Here is a 23,654-nt window from a genome sequence, read left to right as displayed (position 1 = left end):
TGCGTTTAATCATAAAGAAGAGGAACAATTATGTGGACTAAACCCCAATACACAGAAATGCGCCTTGGTTTTGAAGTAACTCTTTACATCAATAACCGCTAGGCAACGCCCTCTGGGATGATGAACAAAAAGGCTGCCGACGCAGCCTTTTTTTACTTGTAGTATGGAGTTGTTATGCACGTATTGATTCTTGGTGCTGCCGCCGGGGGTGGATTTCCGCAATGGAACTGCCACTGCCCAAATTGTAAGGGTTTACGCGAAGGTAAAATAAAGGCGAAAGGCAGAACACAGTCGAGCATTGCTGTCAGTAGCGATGGTAAAAATTGGGTTCTCATTAATGCCTCCCCCGATTTACGGGAGCAGATAAATAGCCACCCGCAGCTGTGGCCCGACGCCCATGTGTCTCGCGGCACACGAATAAGCGCAATTGTGCTTACCGACAGTCAAATAGACCATACGACAGGCCTGCTAACATTGCGCGAAGGCTTACCCCTTCCCGTTTATTGTACCGATGTTGTGGCCGAAGACCTAACCACCAGCTTCCCGCTTTTTACCGTATTAAAACACTGGCACGGCGGACTACAGCAGCATTCAATTAATACCGATTATCATCAACGCTTTGTACCAAAAGGGGCAGAAGGCCTGACTTTCCAACCCGTGGTATTAGAGTCTAATGCGCCCCCTTACTCGACGTATCGCGACAACATTGTGCCGGGTAATAATATCGGCCTGAAGATAACTGACGACACCACGGGCAAGGTGCTTTTTTACGCGCCGGGATGTATGCAGGCAAACGACACAGTAAAACAGGTGATGCGCGAATCTCACTGCGTGCTATTTGACGGTACGCTGTGGGCCAATGAAGAAATGATAGATCACGGCTTTAGCAACAAGCTGGGCACTGATATGGGACACATGCCGGTTAATGGAAAAGGCGGAGCCATTGCGCTGCTAAATGAATTTAACGTTGAGCGTAAAGTGCTTATTCATATCAACAACACAAATCGCGTGCTTGACGAAGACTCCAGTGCTTATCACAGCCTGTGTGAGCAAGGTATTGAATTGGCTTACGACGGTATGGAAATTGAGGTGTAGTAATGACAGAACACGCATGGTCTAGACAAGAGTTCGAACAAAAACTGAGAGAAAAAGGCGCTTACTACCATATTCATCACCCCTTCCATAAACGTATGAATGAAGGACACTGCAGCGTTGATGAAATTCAGGGCTGGGTGGCCAACCGACTGTATTATCAAATGGCGATACCGGTTAAAGATGCGGCAATTTTAGCCAATTGCGAAGAGCAATCGGTACGCAGAACCTGGATCCAACGAATTATCGATCACGATGGACGGGAAGGTGAAGACGGACTGGGCGGCATAGAAGCCTGGTTGCGGTTAGGCGAAGCGGTAGGTTTGAACCGCAGCGAATTACTTGATGAAACCCACCTGTTGCCAGCGGTTAAGTTTGCAGTAAATGCCTATGTGAATTTTGCCCGCCGTGCGTCGTGGGAAGAGGCTGCCTGCTCATCGTTAACTGAAATGTTCGCCCCTGAAATACATCAAAGCCGATTAGATACCTGGCCTGGGCACTATACATGGATTGATAGTGAAGGCTTTACCTACTTTCAAATGCGGTTAAGTCAGGCGCGCCGTGATGTAGAGCATGGCCTGCAGATTACCCTTGACCACTTTGTTACCCGACAACAGCAAGAACATGCGCTCAATATACTGCAGTTCAAAATTGATATTTTGTGGAGCATTGCTGATGCCATTTGCTTTGCCTATGAATATAAGAGAAAGCCGTTTGATGGTATTGCCGACCAGCGGGTGTGTCATAAAGGGAGGTTTTAATGATGTCGAATTTACAATCACAAACCGAACACCACTTAGATGCTGATAGCGTCGGTGCTGATGACATTGGTTCAAATAATCTGGAAAATAACATTGAAAATAGCAGCAGTCACAACAACGAGGGCTGCGGCACAAGAGACAAAGCAGCTTCTTTAAATCCGCTTTTTCGCATGCAGTACGAGAAAGCTCAAGGCTGCCATGTTTTGTTATTCCCCGAAGGAATGACCAAACTTAACCCTTCTGCGGCAGAAATTCTTAAGCGCGTGGATGGCAGCAATACGGAAAATGCCATTTGTGCTGAACTTCGCCAGGCGTTCCCTGATGCACCTGAAGATTTAGAAGAAGATGTTCATGCATTTCTGGTTCATGCCGAGCAAAAGAAGTGGATCCGCTATGACGAATAATACAGACGTTGATTTACAAACCGACGTACCAAATACCATAACGCCACCGCTGTGGCTCCTAGCCGAAATTACTTATCAGTGCCCGTTGCATTGCCCCTATTGCTCAAACCCAGTAAACATGGAAGAAACATTTAATGAGCTCTCTACTGAGCATTGGGAGCGTGTGCTGCGTGAAGCGCGGGAAATGGGCGCCGTGCAATTGGGCTTTTCTGGCGGAGAGCCATTGCTTCGAAAAGACTTGGAGCACTTAGTCGCTTATGCGCGGGCTTTGGGTTTTTACACCAACTTGATCACCTCTGGCATTGGCATGACAGAAAAACGTATTGCCAAACTCAAAGAAGCCGGCCTTGACCACATTCAGCTGAGCTTTCAGGCAGCCAATGCTGAAGTCAACGACTTAATAGGCAACAAGCGTCACTCATTTGAACAAAAACTTAAAATTGCGAAGCTGGTAAAACAATACAACTACCCTATGGTGCTTAACTTCTGTATTACCGCGCAGAACATTCACGAAATAGAAGACGTGATGGCGCTCAGCGAGCAGCTGAACGCTGATTTTGTCGAGCTAGCTACCGTACAGTATTACGGCTGGGCCTATGAAAATAGAGACCATTTGCTGCCTACGTCACAGCAGCTACAGGAAGCTGAGGCCGCAGTGAACCGCTACCGCGCGCAGCAAAACGGTAAAGGCCCAACCTTCATATTTGTGTCGCCCGACTACTATGAATCTCGCCCTAAGGCGTGCATGAATGGCTGGGGCACAACGTTTTTGACCGTAACGCCAGATGGCAGTGCCCTTCCGTGTCACAGCGCAAAGATATTGCCCCTTCGTTTTCCTAATGTGAAAGAACGCTCGTTGCACGATATTTGGCACCAAGACTTTAGCTTTAATCATTTCCGTGGCGATAGTTGGATGCCGTCGCCCTGCAGGGACTGCGATGAAAAAGATAAAGACTTTGGCGGCTGCCGATGTCAGGCCTACCTGCTAACAGGTGATATGTATAAGACGGATCCGGTTTGCAGCAAGTCGCCCGATCACCATTTGATGAAAGGCATTACCGATAAAGCAGGTACTGAACCGTCGAAGGCACTACAGTATCGGAAGGTGGAAAAGCCGATTCCCATCCTAGAAGTAAGTGCTGCGAGGTAAGCGCTACGAGACAAGTAATACGAGATGAGTGCGCTGCGATAGGTACGAGAAGGTAAGTGCGCTGCAATAAGTACAACACAAAAAGAGATACCGTTAAACCGCAATGATAAAAGTGTATGTCTGAATTTCATTTCATTGATGCCGGCTCTGGGTCAAAAGAGCATAGCGTTGTTTTTGCGCTAAAAACCCCAGCAGCAGGCCACTCTGGGTTGTCTCATTTAGCTGAGCACATGAGCTTTCGACGCTCTCACTCATACCCTGCTGCCCATGAGCTTTTTACGGCCAATACACTTCTGCCTGTCACTATTAACGCTACCACACTCGCCGAGTACACCTTCTTTTTCGCTTCGTCTGAAAAAGCGAACGTGCTGCTTGATGCTGTAAATTACCTGTACTGTGGCCTGCTTAACCGGGATTACGGTAACGATGAGATTACCTTAGAGCGTGACGGGGTTATTTTTAACGAGCTCGCCATGCTAGAGACAAACAGCGACTATGCATTAAACGCCGCTATTCGATTAACCGATACCAATAAAAATGCCTATCAACACGCGGGTGGTTTTACACAAACCATAGGCAGCAACAGCATTCAAGCGCTTCAAGACTACAAACGCCAGTGGTATCAGCCAAGCAATATCACCACGCTGGTTTACAGTGATTCAGCCCAATTTTTTGAGCAGTGCAAGGAGGTTGTTACAGCCCTGAGCGAAGAAATAGCCCTGAGCGCAATGAAAGCTCTGAGCGCAGAAACAGCCTTGAGCGAAAAAACAGCCTTGAGCGAGAGAGCGGCTTTGAGCGAAGAATCAACTCTGAATAGAGACGCCCCCCTGAGTCAGCACGCATCTCAACGCGAACAATCATATTTAGACAAAGAAGCCTCTCTTGACGCACAAACAATAAAAGGCAAAAACGAATCAATAAAGCATGTATTAACTTGGTGGTTTCCTCAGTGCTTTCTAAAGGGTTTACAACAGCAAGAAGCAATACTTAGCACCGCAGCAGGCCTTGAAAACACCTTATTTATCGACCCCGAAATCAATCAACAAGGCAATTTTGCAATTCGCCTCGTCACAAACGAAGCGATGAAGGAAGCAGCAAGCGAGATTTCGATAGAAGCACTTCCAAAACTTTCACAAAAACTGACACACAAGCTCGTGAACGATGATAATGATAAAAGACTGCGACAACTAAAACATGTGGTATCCGCGTGTCTTGCCTCATTTGATATTAGGCCTTCAAAGCCGATGCCAGACACTGATAAACACGCAGAAGGTGTGGGGGCGGCCATTCGTTATTATGCGCAACTAACAGATGCGTTGGGTTCGAACGAGGGTGCCGCCAAAGATTGTGCCACCAAAAGCGCTTATTTGACGAGTGCTAATAAGGTATCGCTCTCCTATTTGGGGGCTCTACCTTCACCTGAAAAGTCAGTCGCTCTCGAGCGGATTAGAAAGGCACGTAAGGGCTTTTCCGCGCAAGCCAGCGCCTCCAATAGCGAGCAGTCACGTTTAATACCGCGTCTTACCTCTAAATACCGACACTTTGTTGCGTTAGAGCACTTGCCAGCACTTCCACGTTTATTGCACCCTCTCGCCAACAATACCACCAATTTAAAACGCTTTAACGCTGAACACATTGCTTCGCACTTAACGCCGTTTTCCATTCCATCGCCCTCAACAACTCTAGAGCCGGCTTCTTCAAATTCAGCTTCTGGTTATGTGGCCTCACACTGGGTGTATCGCATCGCGTTCTATCAACAGTCAAGACTACAAGCGGTGCTGGCACACCACCTTTTCTGGCAACCAAGAACCTCGGGAGAATGCTACGCACTAGGCGCTGCAACCTATGAAAATAATCTTTTTCTGTTTGGTGCCAGCGATACAAATATCAAAGAGCGTGAAAACTGGTGCCATAAGGTTTTATCAATTGTCTCGTAGGGAATTCGGGAAAAAACACTGCTACCAATTTATGACACTTCCTCCCCCTTAAGGAGGATATTTTTAGGGAATGGTTAGGGCAATACTTGAAACATAAATAATAACTACACAGCCAAGACCATGCCTACACGTAAATCTTTGCAATGCCCAATAGAAAAGCCTGCTGACAACTCCTCGAAAAGCGAGTCACAATTTGAAGCTACGCCTTCTTTTACAACTAGAACGCCTTTGGTATTTACTGTAATTGCCAGCGCGGTAGCCGCTGTATGTAACACCGTTGCAGAAGCGAATGATGCATTCGAGCACTACGAGGTCATAGAGGTACAAGGAGTCACCTCCCTTAATGCCAATGGCAATAACTCTGCCGTATTTGGTAACGTTCAGACACTCACTCAAGACGACATTGAAGGGAGCGTCAACCGTTCACTACCGGAGCTACTCAAAACTCAGCTAGCAAGCGTGAACCTAAACGATGTTCAAAACAATCCGTTCCAACCCGACCTGCAGTACCGTGGATTTACTGCCTCTCCGCTGCTTGGTCTACCTCAGGGTATTTCGGTGTACTTAAACGGCGGCCGAGTTAATGAAGCGTTTGGCGATACTGTACATTGGGACCTAATGCCTTTAGACGCTATAGATACCGTTTCTTTGTACTCAGGCTCAAACCCGCTGTTTGGCCAGAACACACTAGGCGGCGCCCTTGCGCTTAGAACGAAAACAGGGTTTAGCTTCAACGCCAATGAAATAGATTTACAGGCTGGACAATTTGGCCAGAAAGCCGCGTCGGTGGAATCAGGTGGTCATAACGAGCACTGGGCGTATTACGTGAACCTGAATCACTATGAGGAAGATGGCTGGCGCGACTATTCGCCATCTGAAGTGCAGCAGGTCTTTACATCGCTTGCCTATAAAAGTGACAAAATGTATCTCGACATGAACCTGTTTATGGCCGATAACGAGTTACTCGGGAATGGTGCGTCACCTATTGAACTACTGGATATTGAAGGAAGAGAAGCGGTCTACACCCACCCCGACCAGACTAACAACGAACTTACACACGTTAATATAACCGGTGATTTCGTTTTAACTGACACCTTATCTTTAACCGCCAATATATTTTATCGCGACACACAAACTCAATCAATCAACGGCGATGACAGTGATTTTGGTGCCTGCCAGTTCGCTGATGGACGCGTAACACTGTGTGAATTCGAAGATGATGACGACGATGATGATGCTCCGCGTGATGGTGATGGTGATGGTGATGGCGACGACGATGATGACGATGATTTGCCTGTTGTAGGAGAAGGCGACGATATAGAAGCGGTTGAATTTATCGGCTTTGATGATGACACCTCGCTTGGTGAAATATCAGATGTGGACGCAGATGAACTTGATGGTACATACAATACGGGCCGCACAGACGCCAAAGCTACTGGGTTGTCTTTTCAGCTAGCAAAACAATATGCCTTAAGCGGCTTCAGTTCAGAGTTAATTGTTGGTGCCAGCTACACCAAGGGAGATGTTAACTACGCCGCTGATACTACATTTGGTATTTTGGAAAACGAATCTGCACAAGACTCACGCACTGTTTTACCCATCGACGGGCTCATGGCACAAGAAGCCAGAGTTAGATTAGATGTAGACACCACCGCATGGTCGCTATTTTTCATGAATAGTACACAGCTCTCTTCAGCCGTATCACTCAATCTTGGTGGACGTTTTAACCGAGACCATATTGTTATGGAAGACCTGATTGATGACGGTGAAGGTTCATTGGACGGCAATCACCGTTTTACCCAATTCAACCCAGCAGTAGGGGTAGACATTACTATTGATGAGCAAAGCCAGTTGAATCTTGCAATCAGCCAGTCTTCAAGAACGCCAAGCCCAGCAGAGTTAAGCTGTGCGGATGAAGACGACCCGTGTCGGTTACCGAATGGATTTGTGGCCGATCCTCCTCTTGATCAGGTGGTCACCCAAACTATTGAAGCGAACTACACCACACGCATTGATAACATCGACCTGATGCTAAATGTTTTTCATAGTAGGAGTAAGGACGACATTATCTTCCAACAAGCAGGCGCTGTTGCCTCTCGCGGATACTTTATTAACGTTGATGAAACCCAGCGTCAGGGCGTTGAATTCAGCGTAGGCTCAACGTGGGAAAAACTAACCTACCGGTTAAACTACAACTATCTTAACGCAACCTATGAATCAACATTCACGTCGTTTAGCCCCTTTAACCCTCAGGGTCCAGACAGACTCGTAACACCAGGTGACAAAATTCCAGGCCAGCCAGAGCATTTAGTCAAGCTCTACGCAGATTACGCCTTAACGGATAAAGCGCGTTTAGGCGCAGAAGTTATTTCAGCATCTAGTCAGTACTTTAGGGGCGATGAGGCTAACGAAAACGAAAAGATTGACGGATACGTTATTGCAAACATTTATGCATCGTACCGGTTCAACGACACATTTACCGCATCGCTACGTGTGAACAATGTGTTCGACAAAGACTATGAAACCTTTGGCACGTATGGCGAGGCTGATGAGGTATTAGAAGACATTTATCCCGACGTAGACGGTGCAGAGTTCGTGGGCCCCGCACAACCGCGAATGGTCAGTGTAAATCTAAAAGCGAGATTCTAATCAGATAGCAGTTGTTACCACACGCGCTTTTATCCACACAAAAGCTGCAAAAAAATCAAAAAACGCGACTTACTTTTTCACAGTAGTCGCGTTTTTTATCATTTATACATTTAATTTTCCCGCTACTAAAGAAGGAGATTAACACGCCTTACGGCCGATGGTTCAAAATTCAATAGAACCTATTATCAATTTACTGGACACCGAAAGCATTAAAACCAGTCAAAAATAAAAATAAAAAGCCACTGTAATTAATCAACACTACCAATATTGGGACAGTAAAATGAAAAAGAATACATTTACAAAAACCTGTTTATCTATTGCCATTTTAAGCACAGTCAGTAGCCATAGTTTTGCCCAGGACGAGCCCTATTCATGGAATATCTCTGGATGGATAAATGAAGGCTTAACCTATTACGACGACGGTGTGGGTAGTGATGTGGCACAACTTTCAGATAACGGTACAACGCTAGGCAGCCGTATTACGCTTTCAGGGAATTATAAACTGGAAGAACAAGGCATGGACGTGGGCTTTGAGGTCATTATTGAACCTCTTTCAGGCGCACCGAACTACGCCGGTGGTGGCCATCAAACCCCGCTTTTATTTGCCAATCAGGATAACTTAGACACCTTCAATGGCGGCGACATAGGCCTGTTGGGTAGTAGCCTCTACTTTGGTGGCGACTGGGGTAAAATCACCATTGGTTTACAAAGCCTTCCCACCGATAACATTGCCGTTCTAGCCGATCCTTCTGGCACAATCTGGTCGGGAATTTCTCCATTATTTAGAGCAAATGGCTTCTTTATTCGAGGCGTAGAAGAAGGTTCAACCAATGTCGCATGGGGTCAATTTGCTCAGTGCTTGGCTACGCCTGGCTTGGGTATTGGTATCGACTGTAACGGCATATATCGCAACGGCGTGCGCTACGATCTCCCTCAAATGGGTAACGTGAGTATTGCGGTCGGTTATGCAAACGACGAAATTTACGATATTGCGGTTAAGTATGCGGCTGAGCACGAAGGCTTTAAAACTAACCTTCACGCAGGTTACTCTGTGAATAAAGATGGCGGTAGCAATGTGGGTGGCAACAGTTCAACTACGCTACAACTTCAAGCAGGGCTCATGCATATTGAGTCAGGAGTATTTGGGGTAGCCACTTATCAGATGGAAGAAGCTGACGACGCGATTGTTGGCTCGGGTGACGATACGGATGCCTATTACTTTAAAGCAGGCATTAGAAAACAGTTTAATCGCTTTGGTGATTCTGCTTTCTATGCTGAATATGCCAGTTATAACGACCAATACGGCATGGCTCATTTAGATGGCGTTACCGGCTCAGAGCTTAGTCAGTGGGGTGTTGCAGCAGAACAATATTTTGGATCGCGCTTCTTGGTGTACGCGAAATACGAAAACCTAAGTTTAGATATTGACGGTTCAGAATCTGCACAAGGAATTTATAACAGTGCAGAAGACTTAACCCTAATTCAACTTGGTAGCACTGTTTTCTTTTAATTGAGAATTAAAAATCAGTCATATTTTAACATTGAACTTATATCTAGTTATTCTTAAATTTAAAAATTACTCGGCTCATTTAATTAATGATAAAAAACGATTAATTTTAAGCATAAATCAGAAATTAAAATTAGGCTCAAATATATGACATAAAAAAGCGAGATTCACTCTCGCTTTTCCTATTGAAAAAGGAAAGATCATGAAAAATACATCTCTATTTTCATTACGTTCAGCTCAACCCATTTTGTTAGCCCTACTCTTCATAACGACAGTACATATCGCAGACGCACAGGTCATATTTCAGGAGGACAAAAACAATTTCATTCGTCTTGTTCAAAAGCCAAGCGAAGCAGACAGTGACATGCGTGCCAACCAACACCCCTTTACGCTGCACGAGCAGGATGTATCCGCCATACTTAGCGCTATTCAGGTGGTTAAGAACAAAAATACGTCAACACCGCTTTTTTCCAACGATCAAGTTGCGTTACTTGCCGCTTATCTGCCTGAGGCGCTGCGAACAGCGACTGCTCAGCAAGACGTAATTTTTGCCCTTAGTAAAGAGAAGCGCTATTTGGCAGGCCTTAAAACCCAAACGTATTACGTTGCAGGCAGTATTTTCGTTGCAGACGACCAGCTCAATATTCTTATTGGCGAGTTCGATAAAGTAGCCAATAAAGCCTACGAAATGGCTTATGATCCTACTTCTCAGGGCTTGGTAAAATACGACTTTGATTTCGGTAATCGCAAACAAGCAAAGTTCTCATTCGATTCCCCACTCTCTTTTTCCGCACCTGGTATAGAACTGAAAACGAAAAATCGCTTCGATTGGGTGGTCGCACCGACTCAGCTGGCATTTGAAGCACCTGTAGAAAAGGAAACACTTTCCCCAGCGAATAGAGAAAACACACCCAGTAAGAAAGACGTAGCTGGCTCGGCCCCCTTACCAGCAGAAAACGATATCGTTGCTCGTTTTAAACGGTTAGACGCGCTAAAAAAGGCGAAACTAATTAGCGAAACAGAATACGCCGAAAAAAGAAGGCAGTTACTTGACGAGTTATAGAACGAAAGTCCCGTCAGTACTGGTCTTACGTGCTTTTTTATTATAAGCCATTGGTCTTATTAGGCCTGATTTAATGTTATATTAATGTTAACATTGTAAACACGTGAAGTGACTGTTTAGCTTTTAATATTTCGGGGAATTTGGTCACTTTGAAGCGTTTCATTTACGCCATAATTTTGTCTTACTAAAAGGCTTATGTGTGAATAAAACGCCAGCCCAAATAAGTCACAAGGCCAGCGGCAAATGTCGCTTTTTTAGCTGAGGGAAAGACCATGCACCGTATCTTGATAATTGACGACCACCCTATTTTTCGTCACGCAATGATTACTATCTTAGGGAAAAAGTTTCCCGACTCAGAAACCCTCGAAGCCAATTCAATTTCTGAAGCGTTAACGTTACTAGAGCAAGACGCGAAGTTCGACTTAATCATGCTCGATTTAAATATGCCTGAAACCTGTGGCCTAAACGGACTTTTAGAAATTCGAAACCAACACCCTAACGTACCTGTAGTGATTATTTCCGCTGAAACGGAAAAGCAAAATATACTGCAAACCATTTCTTATGGTGCCGTTGGCTTTATTTCTAAAAGCAGCAAAATTGAAGAAATAGCCACATCTATCGAGAGTATTTTTGAAGGTAACGTGTGTTTACCATCAGAGATATTAAGAACGCCGTCTACCAGAACACGCATGACCAATGACAACGGTATTTCGCCGGAGCAAATTCGTTCATTAACACGAAAAGAGCTGACCGTACTGAAATATTTAACTCAAGGGTTAGCCAATAAAGTGATTGCCTACGAGCTTAATATTTCTGAAACCACGGTTAAGTCTCACGTCTCATCTATTCTTAAAAAATTAGGCGCCAGCAACCGAGTAAAGGTTGTGGCCAGTGCCGCGAATATCGACTTTAACCAATACGTATTTAATTAAGTCCTGTTGATCTTTGCTGTGCACCGAAGCTCAACAGGCCCCATGTTCCTATACTTTTAGCCATTCAAGCTTGAGACTAGCGCCGCCTTCAGCACCGCGGAGTTAACAGGTTTGTGCAGCAGCTGAATGTCGGTGCCTTCAAGTTCATTCGCTAACGCTTTTGAGTGATTAGCGGTGCAAATCATAATGGGCATTGAAGGCGCGATTTTTCTTACGCGTTTCGCAATGTCTAAACCGGTTTCTTCTTCATCTAAGTGGTAATCGACAATAAGCATGTCGCACTCGTCAAAACTGCCATTATTTACAACAGTGCATTGTTCAAAACCTGAGAAAGTGTCTACTTCCATATCCCAGTTTGCGAACAACGTTTGCATAGCAATGCGCATATTCGCATCGTTATCAATGTGCCATATATGCTTATCCAAAACGTAATCTGGTAACGATGGCTCCAAAGTATAAAGATAGTCTTGCTCCTGGCTCGTATCACCCACTTCGGTAATAGGAATGGTCACCGTGAAGCACGCGCCTACGCCCTCTTTCGAGCGCACTCGAATATCGTGCTCTAGCAACTTACTCATTTTATCTACAATGTATAGTCCCAGACCCAAACTGTAAGAGTAGTTAAAATCGTTTTCTAATCTCGAAAACTCTTTAAAAATAACTTTTTGATCGTCTTCGCTTATACCCACACCTTGATCATAGATGCTAATTTCCAGGTTCTCATTCACCTTTCGTGCTGCCAGTAACACCTTGCCGTTGGCACCGTATTTCATTGCATTTATTAATAAATTTCGCAATATTCGAGAAAGTAAGTTCACGTCTGTCACCACGAAGGCTTCTTTCAAGCGATAGCGAAAATCTACGCTGTAGTCTTTACTGATATGCGTAAACTCTTCGGCTAACTGCTTAAGTAACGGCAATACATTTTCTTGCTGTTTATCGGGCTGTAACACCCCAGCGTCCAGTTTGGATGTTTCAATAAGCGTGCGAATAAGGCCATGTAAATCAGACAGTGAATTATCGAGGGCGGCAACAATGGGGCTGGATGAACTATCCACTTGATCTTTCAATGTTTCGTTGAACAAGATGGCAGCGCTAAGGGGCTGCATAAGATCGTGGCTAATAGCAGCCAAAAATTTACTCTTTGAATCAATCGCTTCTTGAAGGGCGATATTGGCGTGGTTGAGTTCACGGGTACGCTTTTCTACATTCGATTCTAATTGGTCTTTAGCCGCTTTAAGCTGGAGCTGGCTTTCTACCTGCTGCGACACGTCTGTTGCCAAGACAAAGTGCCCGGTGATATCGCCAGACTCATTGAAATGAGGCAAATAAACTTTCTGTAAAAAGCCAACGTCGCCATGAGCATTTTTCTCTTTGCTTTGAAAGCTCACCACTTCGCCTTGGTTAACACGGCGCAAGTACTGAATAAGATTGGGGTAAACCTCTTTCAGATGGCTTCGATCCATAGGCATATCATTAATGTCTTGCTCACTAACGCCATACCAATCGCGATAACCTTTATTAGTGTATTGAAACTTTTTATCGGTACCAATGTAAGCAATAAGCGCCGGTACATTATCGGTTATCATGCGGATCCAGCTTTCGTTTTGCTTTAGCGTTTCCGCATAGTGATGCTGCGATGTAACATTGGTAAACGTGCACAGCGTATTGCCGTCGGGCAATGTGGTGATGTTGCGTTCAACCACCAGTTGCTCGTGGATAATCTGGGTACTTAGCCCCACTGGGCTTAAGTTGAGTCCGCTCCAGTGACGGTTATTTTGAAGGGCATAAATATTCTTACTGTTTACCAGTACGTGCTGGGGCACGTTTGACTGGGTCAAAAACGTGTTATTCCAAAACGCAATGCCACCTTCTTTATCAATGAGCAATATTCCAACATCAATATTATCGATAAGGCTTTGCAACAGCTTGTTTTTCTCTTTAATGACTTGCTCGTAACGATTCGATTCAAGCAGTTTTACTTCAGTGATGTCGTTAAACAGAATAACGTTCCCGCCTTCTTGCGTGGGTCGATTGGTCAGCTGGTACCATCGCCGGTTCGACAACTGATAGATCATCCTGCCTTCGACATCAGCAGGCAGGGCGCGGCGAATAACCCCGGAATGCTTGGCAGCTTGGGTGATATCGTAATAGTTATCGCCAATTTTAGGGGTAATGGAAAGGTCATCCCAAACAGTTTCAAAGTGCCGATTAAAGAAAATGATCCCGCCCAGTCTATCTAGCAACACCATCGCCTGATTAGTGCTTTCAATGGCGTCGTGTAAACGCTGTTTAACCTGATGGGTTTCTTCGTGAGCCCGCACCAGTTCGGCGTTTGACTGCTCCAGCTTTTGCAGTACTGACTGTAGTTCTTCGGTTTTCTGGCTCACTTTTTCAGAAAGTTGAACCGAATGTTCGAAGGCGCGATAACTGTGATGATTAAAACCGCCCTCTTCCATGCGATACATCAGTGCTGCGTTTATTTTCTCAAGCTTTTCGTTTTCACGCCGTTGTTCATAAAGGGCCTTTTGGAGCGCTTGCACGTCGGCAAATTGATTATTGGGCTGCAAAATACACCCCCGTAAACGTTTGGTTCAAGTGAACCGAATGAATATGCTCGCCATAGGCATTGAAGCCCGCAACGTTATACATTTGCTGTAGCCGTCTTATTTCGTGGTCGTTTTTGCCCTGTTGAATTTCGAGCCTTCGCAAAAAGCAATCGCAAGCATAGACAAATTCGGGCTCGCCAAGCTGAGCGCGCAGTTTGTCTAGTTTACTTTCTAATGCTTCAATGCAGTCACCCATCTGAACAAATGTAAGAATAATGCCAATATCTACCGCGCAGTAGAAGGTAATGGCGTTAGTGGCCAAATCTACTTTTTGAATAGAGCGGATGAAATATTTGCCCCCTACCATCACTGCAAGGGGAAACATGGAAAACACATCCGGCGTTAAGTCTTCAGCTTTCATTCCCAATAAACTGGCGTAATACTGCGCAGCAGGTTCACCGTTTATTTCATACACGGTTCGCGACTCAGGATCGGCGTGGGTGACCACCAGCTTCGATACGGGAGAGTTAATGTGATCAATGGAGAATACGGTGAAGGGCTTTCCCGTGCCAACAAGCAGCAGTACTGCTGCGTCTCGATGAAATTCACCGTTGTAAAACACATAGGTAGCTTCAAGTTTTAAATCGTCGCCGGCGCTACCGCCTAAGTGCGGGATATTGCCAAATGCAGTCGCAAAGGTTTCTAGAAAATGTTCCTCATGGCGGGTAAGTCCATCGAGCACAGAAATAACGAAGTGCTGCTCTGTATCGTAACGACGCTCCCTCCCCTGTAAGGCTCGGCGCAAACCACTAGCAATATCGTGGGCTTCATCAAAGTTTACTTCGCCTAAATTAGGCACCAATGCTGTGGCAATAGAAAATTCGTTTTTCAAAAACGCGACGGCCAAGAGTTTTTCTGTTCCGTACCCATTTTTATTAAATTCTCCAGCACTGGTGCAGCCAACAATATTCACGTGCGGAAAACGTGCGGAGATTTCCTTTGCTACGGTGTCTAAGTCAAACAGCGTGCTGGTATGAAAAAGTAATAGCTCTATTTCATCGCACTTAACGTTGGCTAAAATCTCATTGGCCACATCGCGGCAGGCTTCTTTTGCACCGTATAAACTAGCTTGGTTATCATCGTTAACCTTGCTATTAGCTGGTTGACTAAGTGCGGACAGGATTGAGGTTTTTGACACGCGTTGGCACCTTTTTCTTTTTATATTTATCGATTTTGCACAAGTCAGGGTTATCTAACGTAACCACACACTCAAGGCACTGAATACATTCAGCATAGTCAATGCTGCCGTCTTGTTCTATAGCATCAATACCACATTTCTTTTGTTTGCACAGCTGGCATGGATTACCACAGGCGTCTTTACGTGTGAGCAATTTAACTAAAGGGAAACGCCCCAGAATGGCGAGCCCTGCTCCCAGTGGACACAAATAGCGGCAGTACACTTTATGAATTTTTAAGCTAAGTAGCAGCAATAAAACCGAATACAGCACAAAGGGCCAATATCGAACAAAGTGTAGGGTTATGGACGTTTTAAACGGCTCTATCTCAGCGAGCTTCTCCGCAAGGTTTAGCGAATAGAATGAGCACGCAACTAGGCCTATAAGCAACACATATTTAATTTTTTGCGCCCGTTTGTGGTGCTGAGGCTTAATTCTAATTTGTTTTATCCTGAGCTTTTCTGCCAGTATTCCCATCATTTCCTGGAGTGCTCCGAAGGGGCAAAGCCAGCCACAAAATAGTCCCCGCCCAACAATAAACAGCGAGACAAATACAAAGCTCCACAAAATAAAAATGACCGGGTCGAGAAGATATACCTCTAAGGAAAACCCATCGACAATATCCAGTAGCAGCGTGTATATGTTGACAACAGACAGTTGCCCTTGGGCGTAAAAGCCAATAAAAAACAGCACGAACACAAGGGAAAATGCCCGCACTGTATGCACAAACTTGGTGTAAGGCGTTAGCCTTTGCTGGAATGCAAAAAACAAGGACAGCGCTACAAGATAAACAACGGTGATGCTTATCGTTAAGGTTCTGTCCCTCCAAATTTTCTGCCACAACGGAATGGGCTTGGCTAACTGAGCCTCAGGATTTTCCATAAATAGTTCACTAGGCAGTGTCACTTTCAAAGGGAACAGATGCTCATCTTGCTCGAAGAAACTTGGCTTAAACGGCACACTAATCGCTATTTCCATTTCTTGGTCAAGTGACAGCCCACCTTTCGATTTTACTCGAAGTACTTTGATCTCGTTGTAGTCGGGCAATGCTTGTGAAAATGCGGGGTCATAGAAGCTATAAAAATCGATATCGCGAATAGCTGTGGGAAAGCCGCCTTGAGACACCCGTAAATGCTCAGGTGTGGTTTGGGGAATAAACTCATCGCTGATAAAACTGAAACCTTTCGTATTCAGTACCATCAGTGCCATTTCACCCGGATTCAGATTCTCCTGTAACCGAGCAAATTCCTCTTCATCCAGCAGGTTTTTCCCCACAATAGGAAGACTTAAAAATGCATAGTAGTGTTCGGCAATGATGTCACCATCAAGAGTAAACTCGCTTTGAATATCGTCAACCGCCCGAACCACTTCTTTCGAAAGTCCTTCGGTATTTTTCTGAGTAATCTGGTGCTTTTGAATGTAGCCCTTGTCCACCAATTCGCTAAAAGTAAGAGGTTCGTAAAAGTCTGGATTGATAATATTGTTGCTAGGCGCAACAAAGCCATCGAGCTTGGCTCTGGCAACGGCTAATGCAGATGTCACGATGGTATCGTTGATAACCAGCACCGAAACGGTGGCTTTGGTAACCCCATCAAAGTAGGTAGCGTCTTTTCCTACATTGCTTTTTCCACCAATAATAAAACGTTCTTTGACACTGTGCCCTTGATATTGAGCAACGAAATCAAACATGGATTTCTCGCCAAGCCCGTGCAAAAAAATCGGCTCGCTATGCTGCTTGACGAAAAGATCGACCACATTGCCTTGTGTATCTAGCCCAATCACCACATTAACCGGTTTGCCTGAAAAGCCTATGAAGTCGACAAAGTCATTCGACTCAAAAACATATCCGAGTAGTTGCTGAAGCTGATAGACCGGGGTTACCTTGATGTCAGTGTGCATTTCTCCCACACGTGTAGCGTTAGGAAATATCTTGTAAATGTCTTGTGGAATGTCTGTTGCGTCAGACTGCGCCAACACATTGGTGCTGAGAAACAGCAAGAAAATGATTAAGGAAAATGCGATGCGCATAAAAATAGCGGGCGGCGGTAGGCGCCGCCCTCAGGTTTACTTAGAAGAAACCAAGTGGGTTGATGTCGTAGCTTACCAATAGATTTTTTGTCTGCTGGTAGTGATCTAGCATCATCTTGTGGGTTTCGCGGCCAATGCCCGATTTCTTGTAGCCGCCAAACGCAGCGTGAGCTGGATACAAGTGATAACAGTTCGTCCATACGCGACCTGCTTCAATCGCTCGACCTACGCGGAATGCTACATTCGCATCGCGGCTCCATACACCAGCGCCAAGTCCGAAGCTTGTATTATTGGCAATCTCAATCGCCTCTTCTTCGGTTTTGAAGGTTTGAACAGCGATTACCGGACCAAAAATCTCTTCCTGGAACACACGCATGTGGTTTTCACCCTTCAATATAGTCGGCTGAATGTAGTAACCTTCATCAAAGCCTGGCAGCTGCTCTTTCTCACCACCAGTGACGACCTGAGCCCCTTCTGACTTACCGATATCGATGTATTTAAGAATCTTTTCGAACTGCTCGCTAGATGCCTGTGCACCTACCATGGTGTCTGTGTCTAGTGGGTTGCCACGTTTGATCTTCTGAATTTTTTCCAACACTTTTTCCATGAATGCATCATAGATGTCTTCGTGAATAATCGCTCGAGAAGGACACGTACAGACTTCACCTTGGTTGAAGTAACCAAGCACTAAACCTTCCGCACACTTATCAATAAATTCAGGCTCGTGATTCATGATGTCAGGGAAGAATAAGTTTGGCGACTTGCCGCCAAGCTCAACGGTAGATGGAATAAGGTTTTCAGCAGCACAGCGAAGGATATGTCCGCCCACAGGTGTAGAGCCAGTAAATGCAATTTTTGCGATTCTTGTGCTTGTTGCAAGGGCCTGTCCAGCTTCTGCGCCGAACCCGTTAACAATGTTTAGTACACCCGGTGGTAGTAGGTCTTGGATTAGTTCGGCGAACAATAAGATAGATACTGGCGTTTGTTCTGCTGGCTTTAGCACCACTACGTTACCGGTAACAAGTGCGGGCGCAAGTTTCCATGCAGCCATAAGTAGCGGGAAGTTCCACGGGATAATTTGCCCAACTACACCATAAGGTTCATGGAAGTGATACGCCACTGTGTTTTTATCAATTTCACCGATGGTGCCTTCTTGGCTTCGAATACACCCTGCGTAATAACGGTAGTGGTCTGCGCACAGCGGGATGTCTGCATTAAGCGTTTCGCGAACGGCTTTACCATTGTCCCAGGTTTCCGCAACGGCTAGTAGCTCTAGGTTTTCTTCAATGCGATCGGCAATTTTCAGAAGAATGTTGGAACGCTCAGCTACTGACGTATCTGCCCAGCCCTTTTTCGCAGCGTGAGCGGCATCTAACGCAAGCTCAATGTCTTCAGATGTTGAGCGTGGGATTTGTGCGATGTCGCTACCATCTACTGGAGATGTTGCGGTGAAGTACTCACCTTTAACCGGTGCTATCCATTCGCCATTGATAAAATTACCGTAGCTTTCTTTGAAGCTTACGACCGAACCTTCACTACCTGGCTTTGCATAAATCATAAGAAGTACCTTTTGATAACTTTGCGCGTACCACGCGCACTAACTTGGTTTGTTGTGTAGTTTGATAATGGTACTTTTACGTTGTACCTACCATGATGCGATAGACCGATTTGACTCCTACTTTAGGAGGGGAAACCTATGGCTACTTCTCACTCTTCTCGACAAAAGACACCGATTGAGACGCTGAAAGCTCTGCATCACCGATATAACCGTGTTTAGCCGCAATGGCTGAAAACTGGGAGGGCACCGCGTCAAGCTTTCGCTTGATGACGGTAAGTGCGTTGGAGACAGTCTTAGCCGATAGGCCCAACTCATCAGCAATATCGAAGCGCGATTTATTCATCGCTATCGCAATAAATATCTCGAACTCACGTTTTGTTAATTTGGCAGCAATGTCCACATTAGTATCGAGAAGTTGATTGGCTAAATTTACCGCCAGGCCTCGCTCAATATACTTTTGCCCTTTTGCGACGACCTTAATTGCCGAGATCAATATTTCAGGCGAACTACTTTTACTGATGTAACCCATAGCACCGGTTTGCATAGCGCGGTGCAATATGACGCTGTCTTCGAACATACTGAAAAAAATAATTTTTAAATCTGGATGTCGCTTTAAAAAAATCTTGGCTAAAACAAGGCCACTCTCATTTGAAAGGTTTATGTCTAGGATTAAGATTTCAATGTTACTACTGGCCAATAAGCGATGGGTTTGCGCACCATTTTCAGCATCAAAAATACGGCAATCCGGCATCATTGCATTAAGTAATGCTTTGTAACCTTCACGCACCACAGCGTGGTCGTCTACGATAAGAATATTCATGCGACGTTAGCACCCATAAAAGGAGGCATTTTTTTAAGGGTAAGCGACAGCGATACAGCAACGCCGCCATCATCGGGTGACGTCACACTGCAACTTGCTCCTATACAACGTGCTCGGCTGCGCATGGAAGACATGCCAATATTTTCTACAATGTGGTTCCCCAATCCCCGGCCGTTGTCTTTAACCATTACAGAGACCCGGTGAGTATCGCCATAAATTTGAATGCTAACTTTGGTGGCTTTCGCATGCTTAATCACGTTGTTAATGGCTTCTTGAGCAAATCGGTAAAGATGAATATCTCGTTCATTATCTTCTTGATAGCGCTTTAGATTAATTGACACGTCCCACTGTGTATCGGGCTGCGCCACTTCTTGTTCGTACACCAGTCTCTCAAGGGACGATTGCAAAGGTACTTTGTCTAGTATCAGGGGATGAAGGTGAACTGTAAGCTTTCTAATTGCATCGCTTATTTGATGTGACATGACCTGAACTTTTTGCGCCGACAGTTCAACAACTGAGCGCTCTTTTGCGTTAACCAAAATATAGGCGTGGGCTTTTATCGTGGTCAGCAGCTGCCCCACATTATCGTGAAGCTCTCTGGCAAGGTAATTACGCTCTTGCTCTTGAAGAAGAGCTAATTGTTTATCTACTTTTATGAGCTGCTTTTCTTTTGATTTAAGCGCATTTTGCAGGTGCTTAAATTGGTCTAATACCCTGTTCATTTCGTTGATATCTGAATGTGACAGGGGCTGTGACTCCTTGCCTTCTCGTAGCTCAGATAAAGCCTCAGCGAGCTGATTTAGCGGCACTAACCTCTGCTTAACCGCCACTTTTAACGTAAACAGCAACAGCACAAAGGTTGCGAAAAACAGTCCCGCCACCAAGGCAAAAAAAGTAAGATTCTGGGTGAGTTCTGTGGCATCAAAAGGCGTAACAATAAGATACTGATTTTCCTGAATTGGGATGATAACGGGTGTAAGTGCAGTGCGTTCAGTTGTCGGCATCACTGAAGTCTGCTCTGCCTGAAGGCGACCCGTGAAATAATGGGCGGATAAGTGAGGGCTAGGCTCTACAATCGCTTCGATATCAGCAACAGGGATATTGAAGTTGACCATTTCTCGCACTTGATTAAGCGCGCCTGTCATCTCTTCCTCAATGTTATCTTGTATATGGAAGTAGACCAGACAGGTAAAAACCAAAAAGCAGCCAATGAATACGGCTACTATAGCTGTAGATATTTTCGTAAAACCTGACATAACCGCCCCTGCAAGCCTTCTATTACAAGGTTATGCTATACAGGCTGCGTTAAAAAACACATCCTGCTATAGGGGCGAATTCATCCTACCAAGGTAGGATGAACTCTATTTTGAGCGATGTTTTATTTGGAAAGAACTTAGACTGTTTACATTTATCGGTAAGCCCGTTTCTCGGTGCTACTAGCTTCCCAGTCGACTGCTGAATTGGCCAACTGCATCAACGACTTCTTTTGCACCATCTTGTATTTGTTCGATAACTTCACCCGCCTCTCTAGCGTAATTGAGCCCTGATTGCGCCTTTTCATCACCTTCATTAACCAAGTTCACTGCGTCGGTGGCCAATGTCTGGTTGTGTTTAACCACATTGATGATTTCTTCCGTGGCTTCGGTTGTACGCGATGCTAACTGACGCACTTCGTCAGCAACTACAGCGAAACCTCGCCCCTGATCGCCAGCACGTGCCGCCTCAATCGCAGCATTTAGAGCAAGTAAATTGGTTTGTTCGGCAATCGCACTGATACTTCCGATAATCGTGGCAATTTGTTGAGACTGAGCGTCCAACGCGTTAATCCCTTCTTTTGCCCTATCCATTTGCTGCGACAGTGAAGACATTTCAGAAAGCAGCTCGCTAATAACGTCTTTGCCTCGGGACGCGATTTGATCTGTGGTGTTTGAAGAACGGTAGGCAATATCTGCGGCACTGGATACCGCACTTTCTCGTGCCACCTGCTCAGTAATATCAGTAGCCAGCTTAACCACTTTATACATGCGCCCGTGGGAATCACAAATAGGGTTATATGTGGCTTCAAGCCAAATAGAATTGCCGTGAGCGTCGAAACGTTCGAATCGTCCTGCTACAAACTCGCCTTGAGCAAGTCGCTCCCAAAACAATTTATATTCTCGTGAGTTCGCATATTCGGTATCACAAAAAATTCTATGATGCTTACCTTTAATTTCATTCAGACTGTACTTAACGGTTTTTAAGAAAGCTTCGTTTGCGTCCTGAATATTTCCGTTTAAATCGAATTCTATCGCTGCATTTGACTTATGTAGCGCGGCCACCAAATCTTCGTGTTCTTTCGACTTAGCAATGGTTCGTGTAAGGTCATTCAGGTTTACCGAGAATTTATGTATATTGCCATTAATATCAAAAATCGGTTCAACTACACCCCTTAGCCACGCTTCCTCGCCGTTTTCACGGACAAATTCAATTGCTCCCCAGTAATGAACGCGCGTCTCAATTGAATTTTTAAGCTTTTTATAGTGTGGCGTATTCCTCGCAATTTCGGGAACAAATTCAAAGAAGCGTTGCCCTTTAACTTGAGACAGTGAGTAACCAAGCTCTTTTTGAAACATCTCATTGACATCGTCAATTTCGCCGCGCTCGTTGAGGCGAAGAAAGATCATATCTTCACGCAAGCCATCTCGCACTTGCTTGAGTATATGTAGTTCCTCTTTAAGTGCTTCGTTTTCTTTAACTAGGTGTTTGTTAAACATAAACGCTTCCCTGACAAAATTTTGCGGTAATAAGACGTATATCGACTAAACTGCCGTTTTTCTTAGTAAATTTACAATTCTGTTTGAAAGATTACTTAGATATAAACTTAGCTTCGTTTGCTTTACTGACTTAAGCATTTTGCTAGAGGATGATGTTACGAATAAACGGCTTTTGAATGCAGTAAACTTTTGTCTGTACTACTCCAACTCAGTATTAGGCCTTACAGTTCAATAGCTTCAAACAGAATGGGATTTTTACTATATCGATCATTACTAGTCAGTAAAACTTGTTTGATAACGCGCTACGTTTTCAATTAGCCAGTGTGTAAATGCTTGGAAACGAGCTTGAGAATGCGTTTCTTTGTGCGTAGCCAACCAGAACGTGCGTTTGATGTGAATCTCGTTTTCAATTAGCCGAACCAAGCCTGGTTGCTTCTCAGCCATAAACTTGGGCAAAATCCCTACGCCAGCCCCATTGATAAGCATCTGATATTGCGCATTAATGCTCGTACTGCGAAGTGCACTTAACTGTGAAAGTGCAGTCTCTTCAATGAACTTTAGCTGTGGCGCATACACCAGATCGGGTACATAGCTCACTAAATTGAATGCAGTGAGGTCGTGTAGAGTTTGTGGTTTATTCTCATTAATAAGAGACTTATGGGTATAGAGATAAAGGTTATAATCAGTCAGTTTTTGGGTAACCAGTAAGCCTTTGCTAGGCTTTTCCAGCAAGATCGCCATATCGGCTTCCCGCTTATTTAGGTTCAGGAAACCGCTGGTCGCCACTAGTTCAATACTTATCCCTGGATACTGCTTTTTAAAATCGGGGAGCAATGGTGCTAAAAACCAGCTTCCAAAACCTTCCGAAACGCTTACCCTAATCGTGCCCGCTAAATGTGAACGTTCATCGCCAAGCTCATTTTGCGCTTCTAAAAAATAATGCTCTGCTTTTTCGATGTAAGAAACAAGCTCGCTACCGTGCGTAGTAAGCACATACCCTCTTTTAGTTAGCTCAAACAATTTACAATTTAGTGAGTCTTCCAGTTTTTTTACACGACGTATCAAGGTCGTAGGATCTACCTTTAAGCCTTTAGCTGCAATAGCTACACGACCATTCCTTGCCAAACCAAGAAACAAACGCATGTCGTCCCAATTCACATCAACACCTGCATTTTTACAGCACCATACTGCAAGTATATGTATTGCCTTTGCAAAC

At 44.9% G+C, this 23,654-nt stretch carries 18 protein-coding genes; 10 read left to right on the top strand and 8 right to left on the bottom strand.

The window, feature by feature from the left end:
* The first annotated feature begins 30 nt into the window (after positions 1-30).
* From pqqA to V7R55_RS00260, 10 genes are all read left to right on the top strand, one after another.
* Positions 31-102, top strand: coding sequence for a pyrroloquinoline quinone precursor peptide PqqA (gene pqqA / locus V7R55_RS19510; RefSeq protein ID WP_071953288.1), 72 nt, complete (start codon positions 31-33; stop codon positions 100-102).
* A gap of 72 nt (positions 103-174) precedes the next feature.
* Positions 175-1,095, top strand: a complete 921-nt coding sequence (pqqB, locus tag V7R55_RS00300; RefSeq protein WP_334056377.1) for a pyrroloquinoline quinone biosynthesis protein PqqB — start codon at positions 175-177, stop codon at positions 1,093-1,095.
* A gap of 2 nt (positions 1,096-1,097) precedes the next feature.
* Positions 1,098-1,853: a pyrroloquinoline-quinone synthase PqqC gene (gene pqqC, locus V7R55_RS00295; RefSeq protein ID WP_334056376.1), complete on the top strand. Its 756-nt coding sequence runs from the start codon at positions 1,098-1,100 to the stop codon at positions 1,851-1,853.
* Positions 1,853-2,257 (top strand): pyrroloquinoline quinone biosynthesis peptide chaperone PqqD, encoded by a 405-nt coding sequence (gene pqqD, locus V7R55_RS00290; protein WP_334056375.1) that lies wholly within the window; start codon positions 1,853-1,855, stop codon positions 2,255-2,257. Before pqqC ends, pqqD begins: the two co-directional genes overlap by 1 nt.
* The gene (pqqE, locus tag V7R55_RS00285) at positions 2,247-3,407 is read left to right on the top strand and encodes a pyrroloquinoline quinone biosynthesis protein PqqE (protein WP_334056373.1); all 1,161 of its coding nucleotides are present in this window, start codon (positions 2,247-2,249) and stop codon (positions 3,405-3,407) included. The genes pqqD and pqqE overlap by 11 nt, the downstream gene beginning before the upstream one ends.
* Positions 3,408-3,523: 116 nt before the next feature.
* A complete protein-coding gene (locus V7R55_RS00280; protein WP_334056372.1) occupies positions 3,524-5,344 on the top strand; it encodes an insulinase family protein in 1,821 nt (606 codons plus the stop codon).
* A gap of 120 nt (positions 5,345-5,464) precedes the next feature.
* A complete protein-coding gene (locus tag V7R55_RS00275) occupies positions 5,465-7,993 on the top strand; it encodes a TonB-dependent receptor (RefSeq protein WP_334056370.1) in 2,529 nt (842 codons plus the stop codon).
* A gap of 280 nt (positions 7,994-8,273) precedes the next feature.
* On the top strand, positions 8,274-9,503 hold the full coding sequence (locus V7R55_RS00270) for a porin (RefSeq protein ID WP_334056369.1): 1,230 nt from the start codon (positions 8,274-8,276) through the stop codon (positions 9,501-9,503).
* A 199-nt stretch (positions 9,504-9,702) separates the two neighbouring features.
* On the top strand, positions 9,703-10,563 hold the full coding sequence (locus V7R55_RS00265) for a hypothetical protein (RefSeq protein WP_015068014.1): 861 nt from the start codon (positions 9,703-9,705) through the stop codon (positions 10,561-10,563).
* 272 nt (positions 10,564-10,835) lie between these two features.
* Positions 10,836-11,495 (top strand): response regulator, encoded by a 660-nt coding sequence (locus tag V7R55_RS00260; protein ID WP_014950680.1) that lies wholly within the window; start codon positions 10,836-10,838, stop codon positions 11,493-11,495.
* 56 nt (positions 11,496-11,551) lie between these two features.
* Here V7R55_RS00260 and V7R55_RS00255 read toward each other — a convergent pair whose 3' ends face one another.
* The 8 genes from V7R55_RS00255 to V7R55_RS00220 form a co-directional block, all read right to left on the bottom strand.
* Positions 11,552-14,065, bottom strand: coding sequence for an ATP-binding protein (locus tag V7R55_RS00255; RefSeq protein ID WP_334056368.1), 2,514 nt, complete (start codon positions 14,063-14,065; stop codon positions 11,552-11,554).
* A complete protein-coding gene (gene nosP / locus V7R55_RS00250; protein ID WP_334056366.1) occupies positions 14,052-15,242 on the bottom strand; it encodes a nitric oxide-sensing protein NosP in 1,191 nt (396 codons plus the stop codon). Before nosP ends, V7R55_RS00255 begins: the two co-directional genes overlap by 14 nt.
* A complete protein-coding gene (locus V7R55_RS00245) occupies positions 15,211-17,307 on the bottom strand; it encodes a 4Fe-4S binding protein (RefSeq protein ID WP_334056364.1) in 2,097 nt (698 codons plus the stop codon). Before V7R55_RS00245 ends, nosP begins: the two co-directional genes overlap by 32 nt.
* A gap of 40 nt (positions 17,308-17,347) precedes the next feature.
* Positions 17,348-18,865: an acetaldehyde dehydrogenase ExaC gene (gene exaC, locus V7R55_RS00240; RefSeq protein WP_334056362.1), complete on the bottom strand. Its 1,518-nt coding sequence runs from the start codon at positions 18,863-18,865 to the stop codon at positions 17,348-17,350.
* Between the two features lie 142 nt (positions 18,866-19,007).
* On the bottom strand, positions 19,008-19,685 hold the full coding sequence (locus V7R55_RS00235) for a response regulator transcription factor (protein ID WP_334056360.1): 678 nt from the start codon (positions 19,683-19,685) through the stop codon (positions 19,008-19,010).
* Positions 19,682-20,941: a sensor histidine kinase gene (locus tag V7R55_RS00230; protein ID WP_334056358.1), complete on the bottom strand. Its 1,260-nt coding sequence runs from the start codon at positions 20,939-20,941 to the stop codon at positions 19,682-19,684. Before V7R55_RS00230 ends, V7R55_RS00235 begins: the two co-directional genes overlap by 4 nt.
* A 180-nt stretch (positions 20,942-21,121) precedes the next feature.
* Positions 21,122-22,438 carry a methyl-accepting chemotaxis protein gene (locus tag V7R55_RS00225; protein ID WP_334056356.1) on the bottom strand — a complete coding sequence of 439 codons (1,317 nt, stop codon included), beginning with the start codon at positions 22,436-22,438 and terminating at the stop codon, positions 21,122-21,124.
* A 273-nt stretch (positions 22,439-22,711) separates the two neighbouring features.
* Positions 22,712-23,596, bottom strand: a complete 885-nt coding sequence (locus tag V7R55_RS00220; RefSeq protein WP_334056355.1) for a LysR family transcriptional regulator — start codon at positions 23,594-23,596, stop codon at positions 22,712-22,714.
* Between the last annotated feature and the right edge of the window lie 58 nt (positions 23,597-23,654).

The organism is Alteromonas sp. S005, from assembly GCF_036864475.1.
GTDB lineage: Bacteria > Pseudomonadota > Gammaproteobacteria > Enterobacterales > Alteromonadaceae > Alteromonas.
Note: the sequence above shows the minus strand (reverse complement) of the source record. Positions and strands in the feature narration are given on the sequence as shown.

Bases quoted from the DNA above. Each gene is read 5' to 3' on its own strand.
- pqqB (WP_334056377.1), top strand. From the start codon at position 175: ATGCACGTATTGATTCTTGGTGCTGCCGCCGGGGGTGGATTTCCGCAA.
- pqqC (WP_334056376.1), top strand. From the start codon at position 1,098: ATGACAGAACACGCATGGTCTAGACAAGAGTTCGAACAAAAACTGAGA.
- pqqD (WP_334056375.1), top strand. From the start codon at position 1,853: ATGATGTCGAATTTACAATCACAAACCGAACACCACTTAGATGCTGAT.
- pqqE (WP_334056373.1), top strand. From the start codon at position 2,247: ATGACGAATAATACAGACGTTGATTTACAAACCGACGTACCAAATACC.
- V7R55_RS00280 (WP_334056372.1), top strand. From the start codon at position 3,524: ATGTCTGAATTTCATTTCATTGATGCCGGCTCTGGGTCAAAAGAGCAT.
- V7R55_RS00275 (WP_334056370.1), top strand. From the start codon at position 5,465: ATGCCTACACGTAAATCTTTGCAATGCCCAATAGAAAAGCCTGCTGAC.
- V7R55_RS00270 (WP_334056369.1), top strand. From the start codon at position 8,274: ATGAAAAAGAATACATTTACAAAAACCTGTTTATCTATTGCCATTTTA.
- V7R55_RS00265 (WP_015068014.1), top strand. From the start codon at position 9,703: ATGAAAAATACATCTCTATTTTCATTACGTTCAGCTCAACCCATTTTG.
- V7R55_RS00260 (WP_014950680.1), top strand. From the start codon at position 10,836: ATGCACCGTATCTTGATAATTGACGACCACCCTATTTTTCGTCACGCA.
- V7R55_RS00245 (WP_334056364.1), bottom strand. From the start codon at position 17,307: ATGCGCATCGCATTTTCCTTAATCATTTTCTTGCTGTTTCTCAGCACC.
- exaC (WP_334056362.1), bottom strand. From the start codon at position 18,865: ATGATTTATGCAAAGCCAGGTAGTGAAGGTTCGGTCGTAAGCTTCAAA.
- V7R55_RS00235 (WP_334056360.1), bottom strand. From the start codon at position 19,685: ATGAATATTCTTATCGTAGACGACCACGCTGTGGTGCGTGAAGGTTAC.
- V7R55_RS00230 (WP_334056358.1), bottom strand. From the start codon at position 20,941: ATGTCAGGTTTTACGAAAATATCTACAGCTATAGTAGCCGTATTCATT.
- V7R55_RS00225 (WP_334056356.1), bottom strand. From the start codon at position 22,438: ATGTTTAACAAACACCTAGTTAAAGAAAACGAAGCACTTAAAGAGGAA.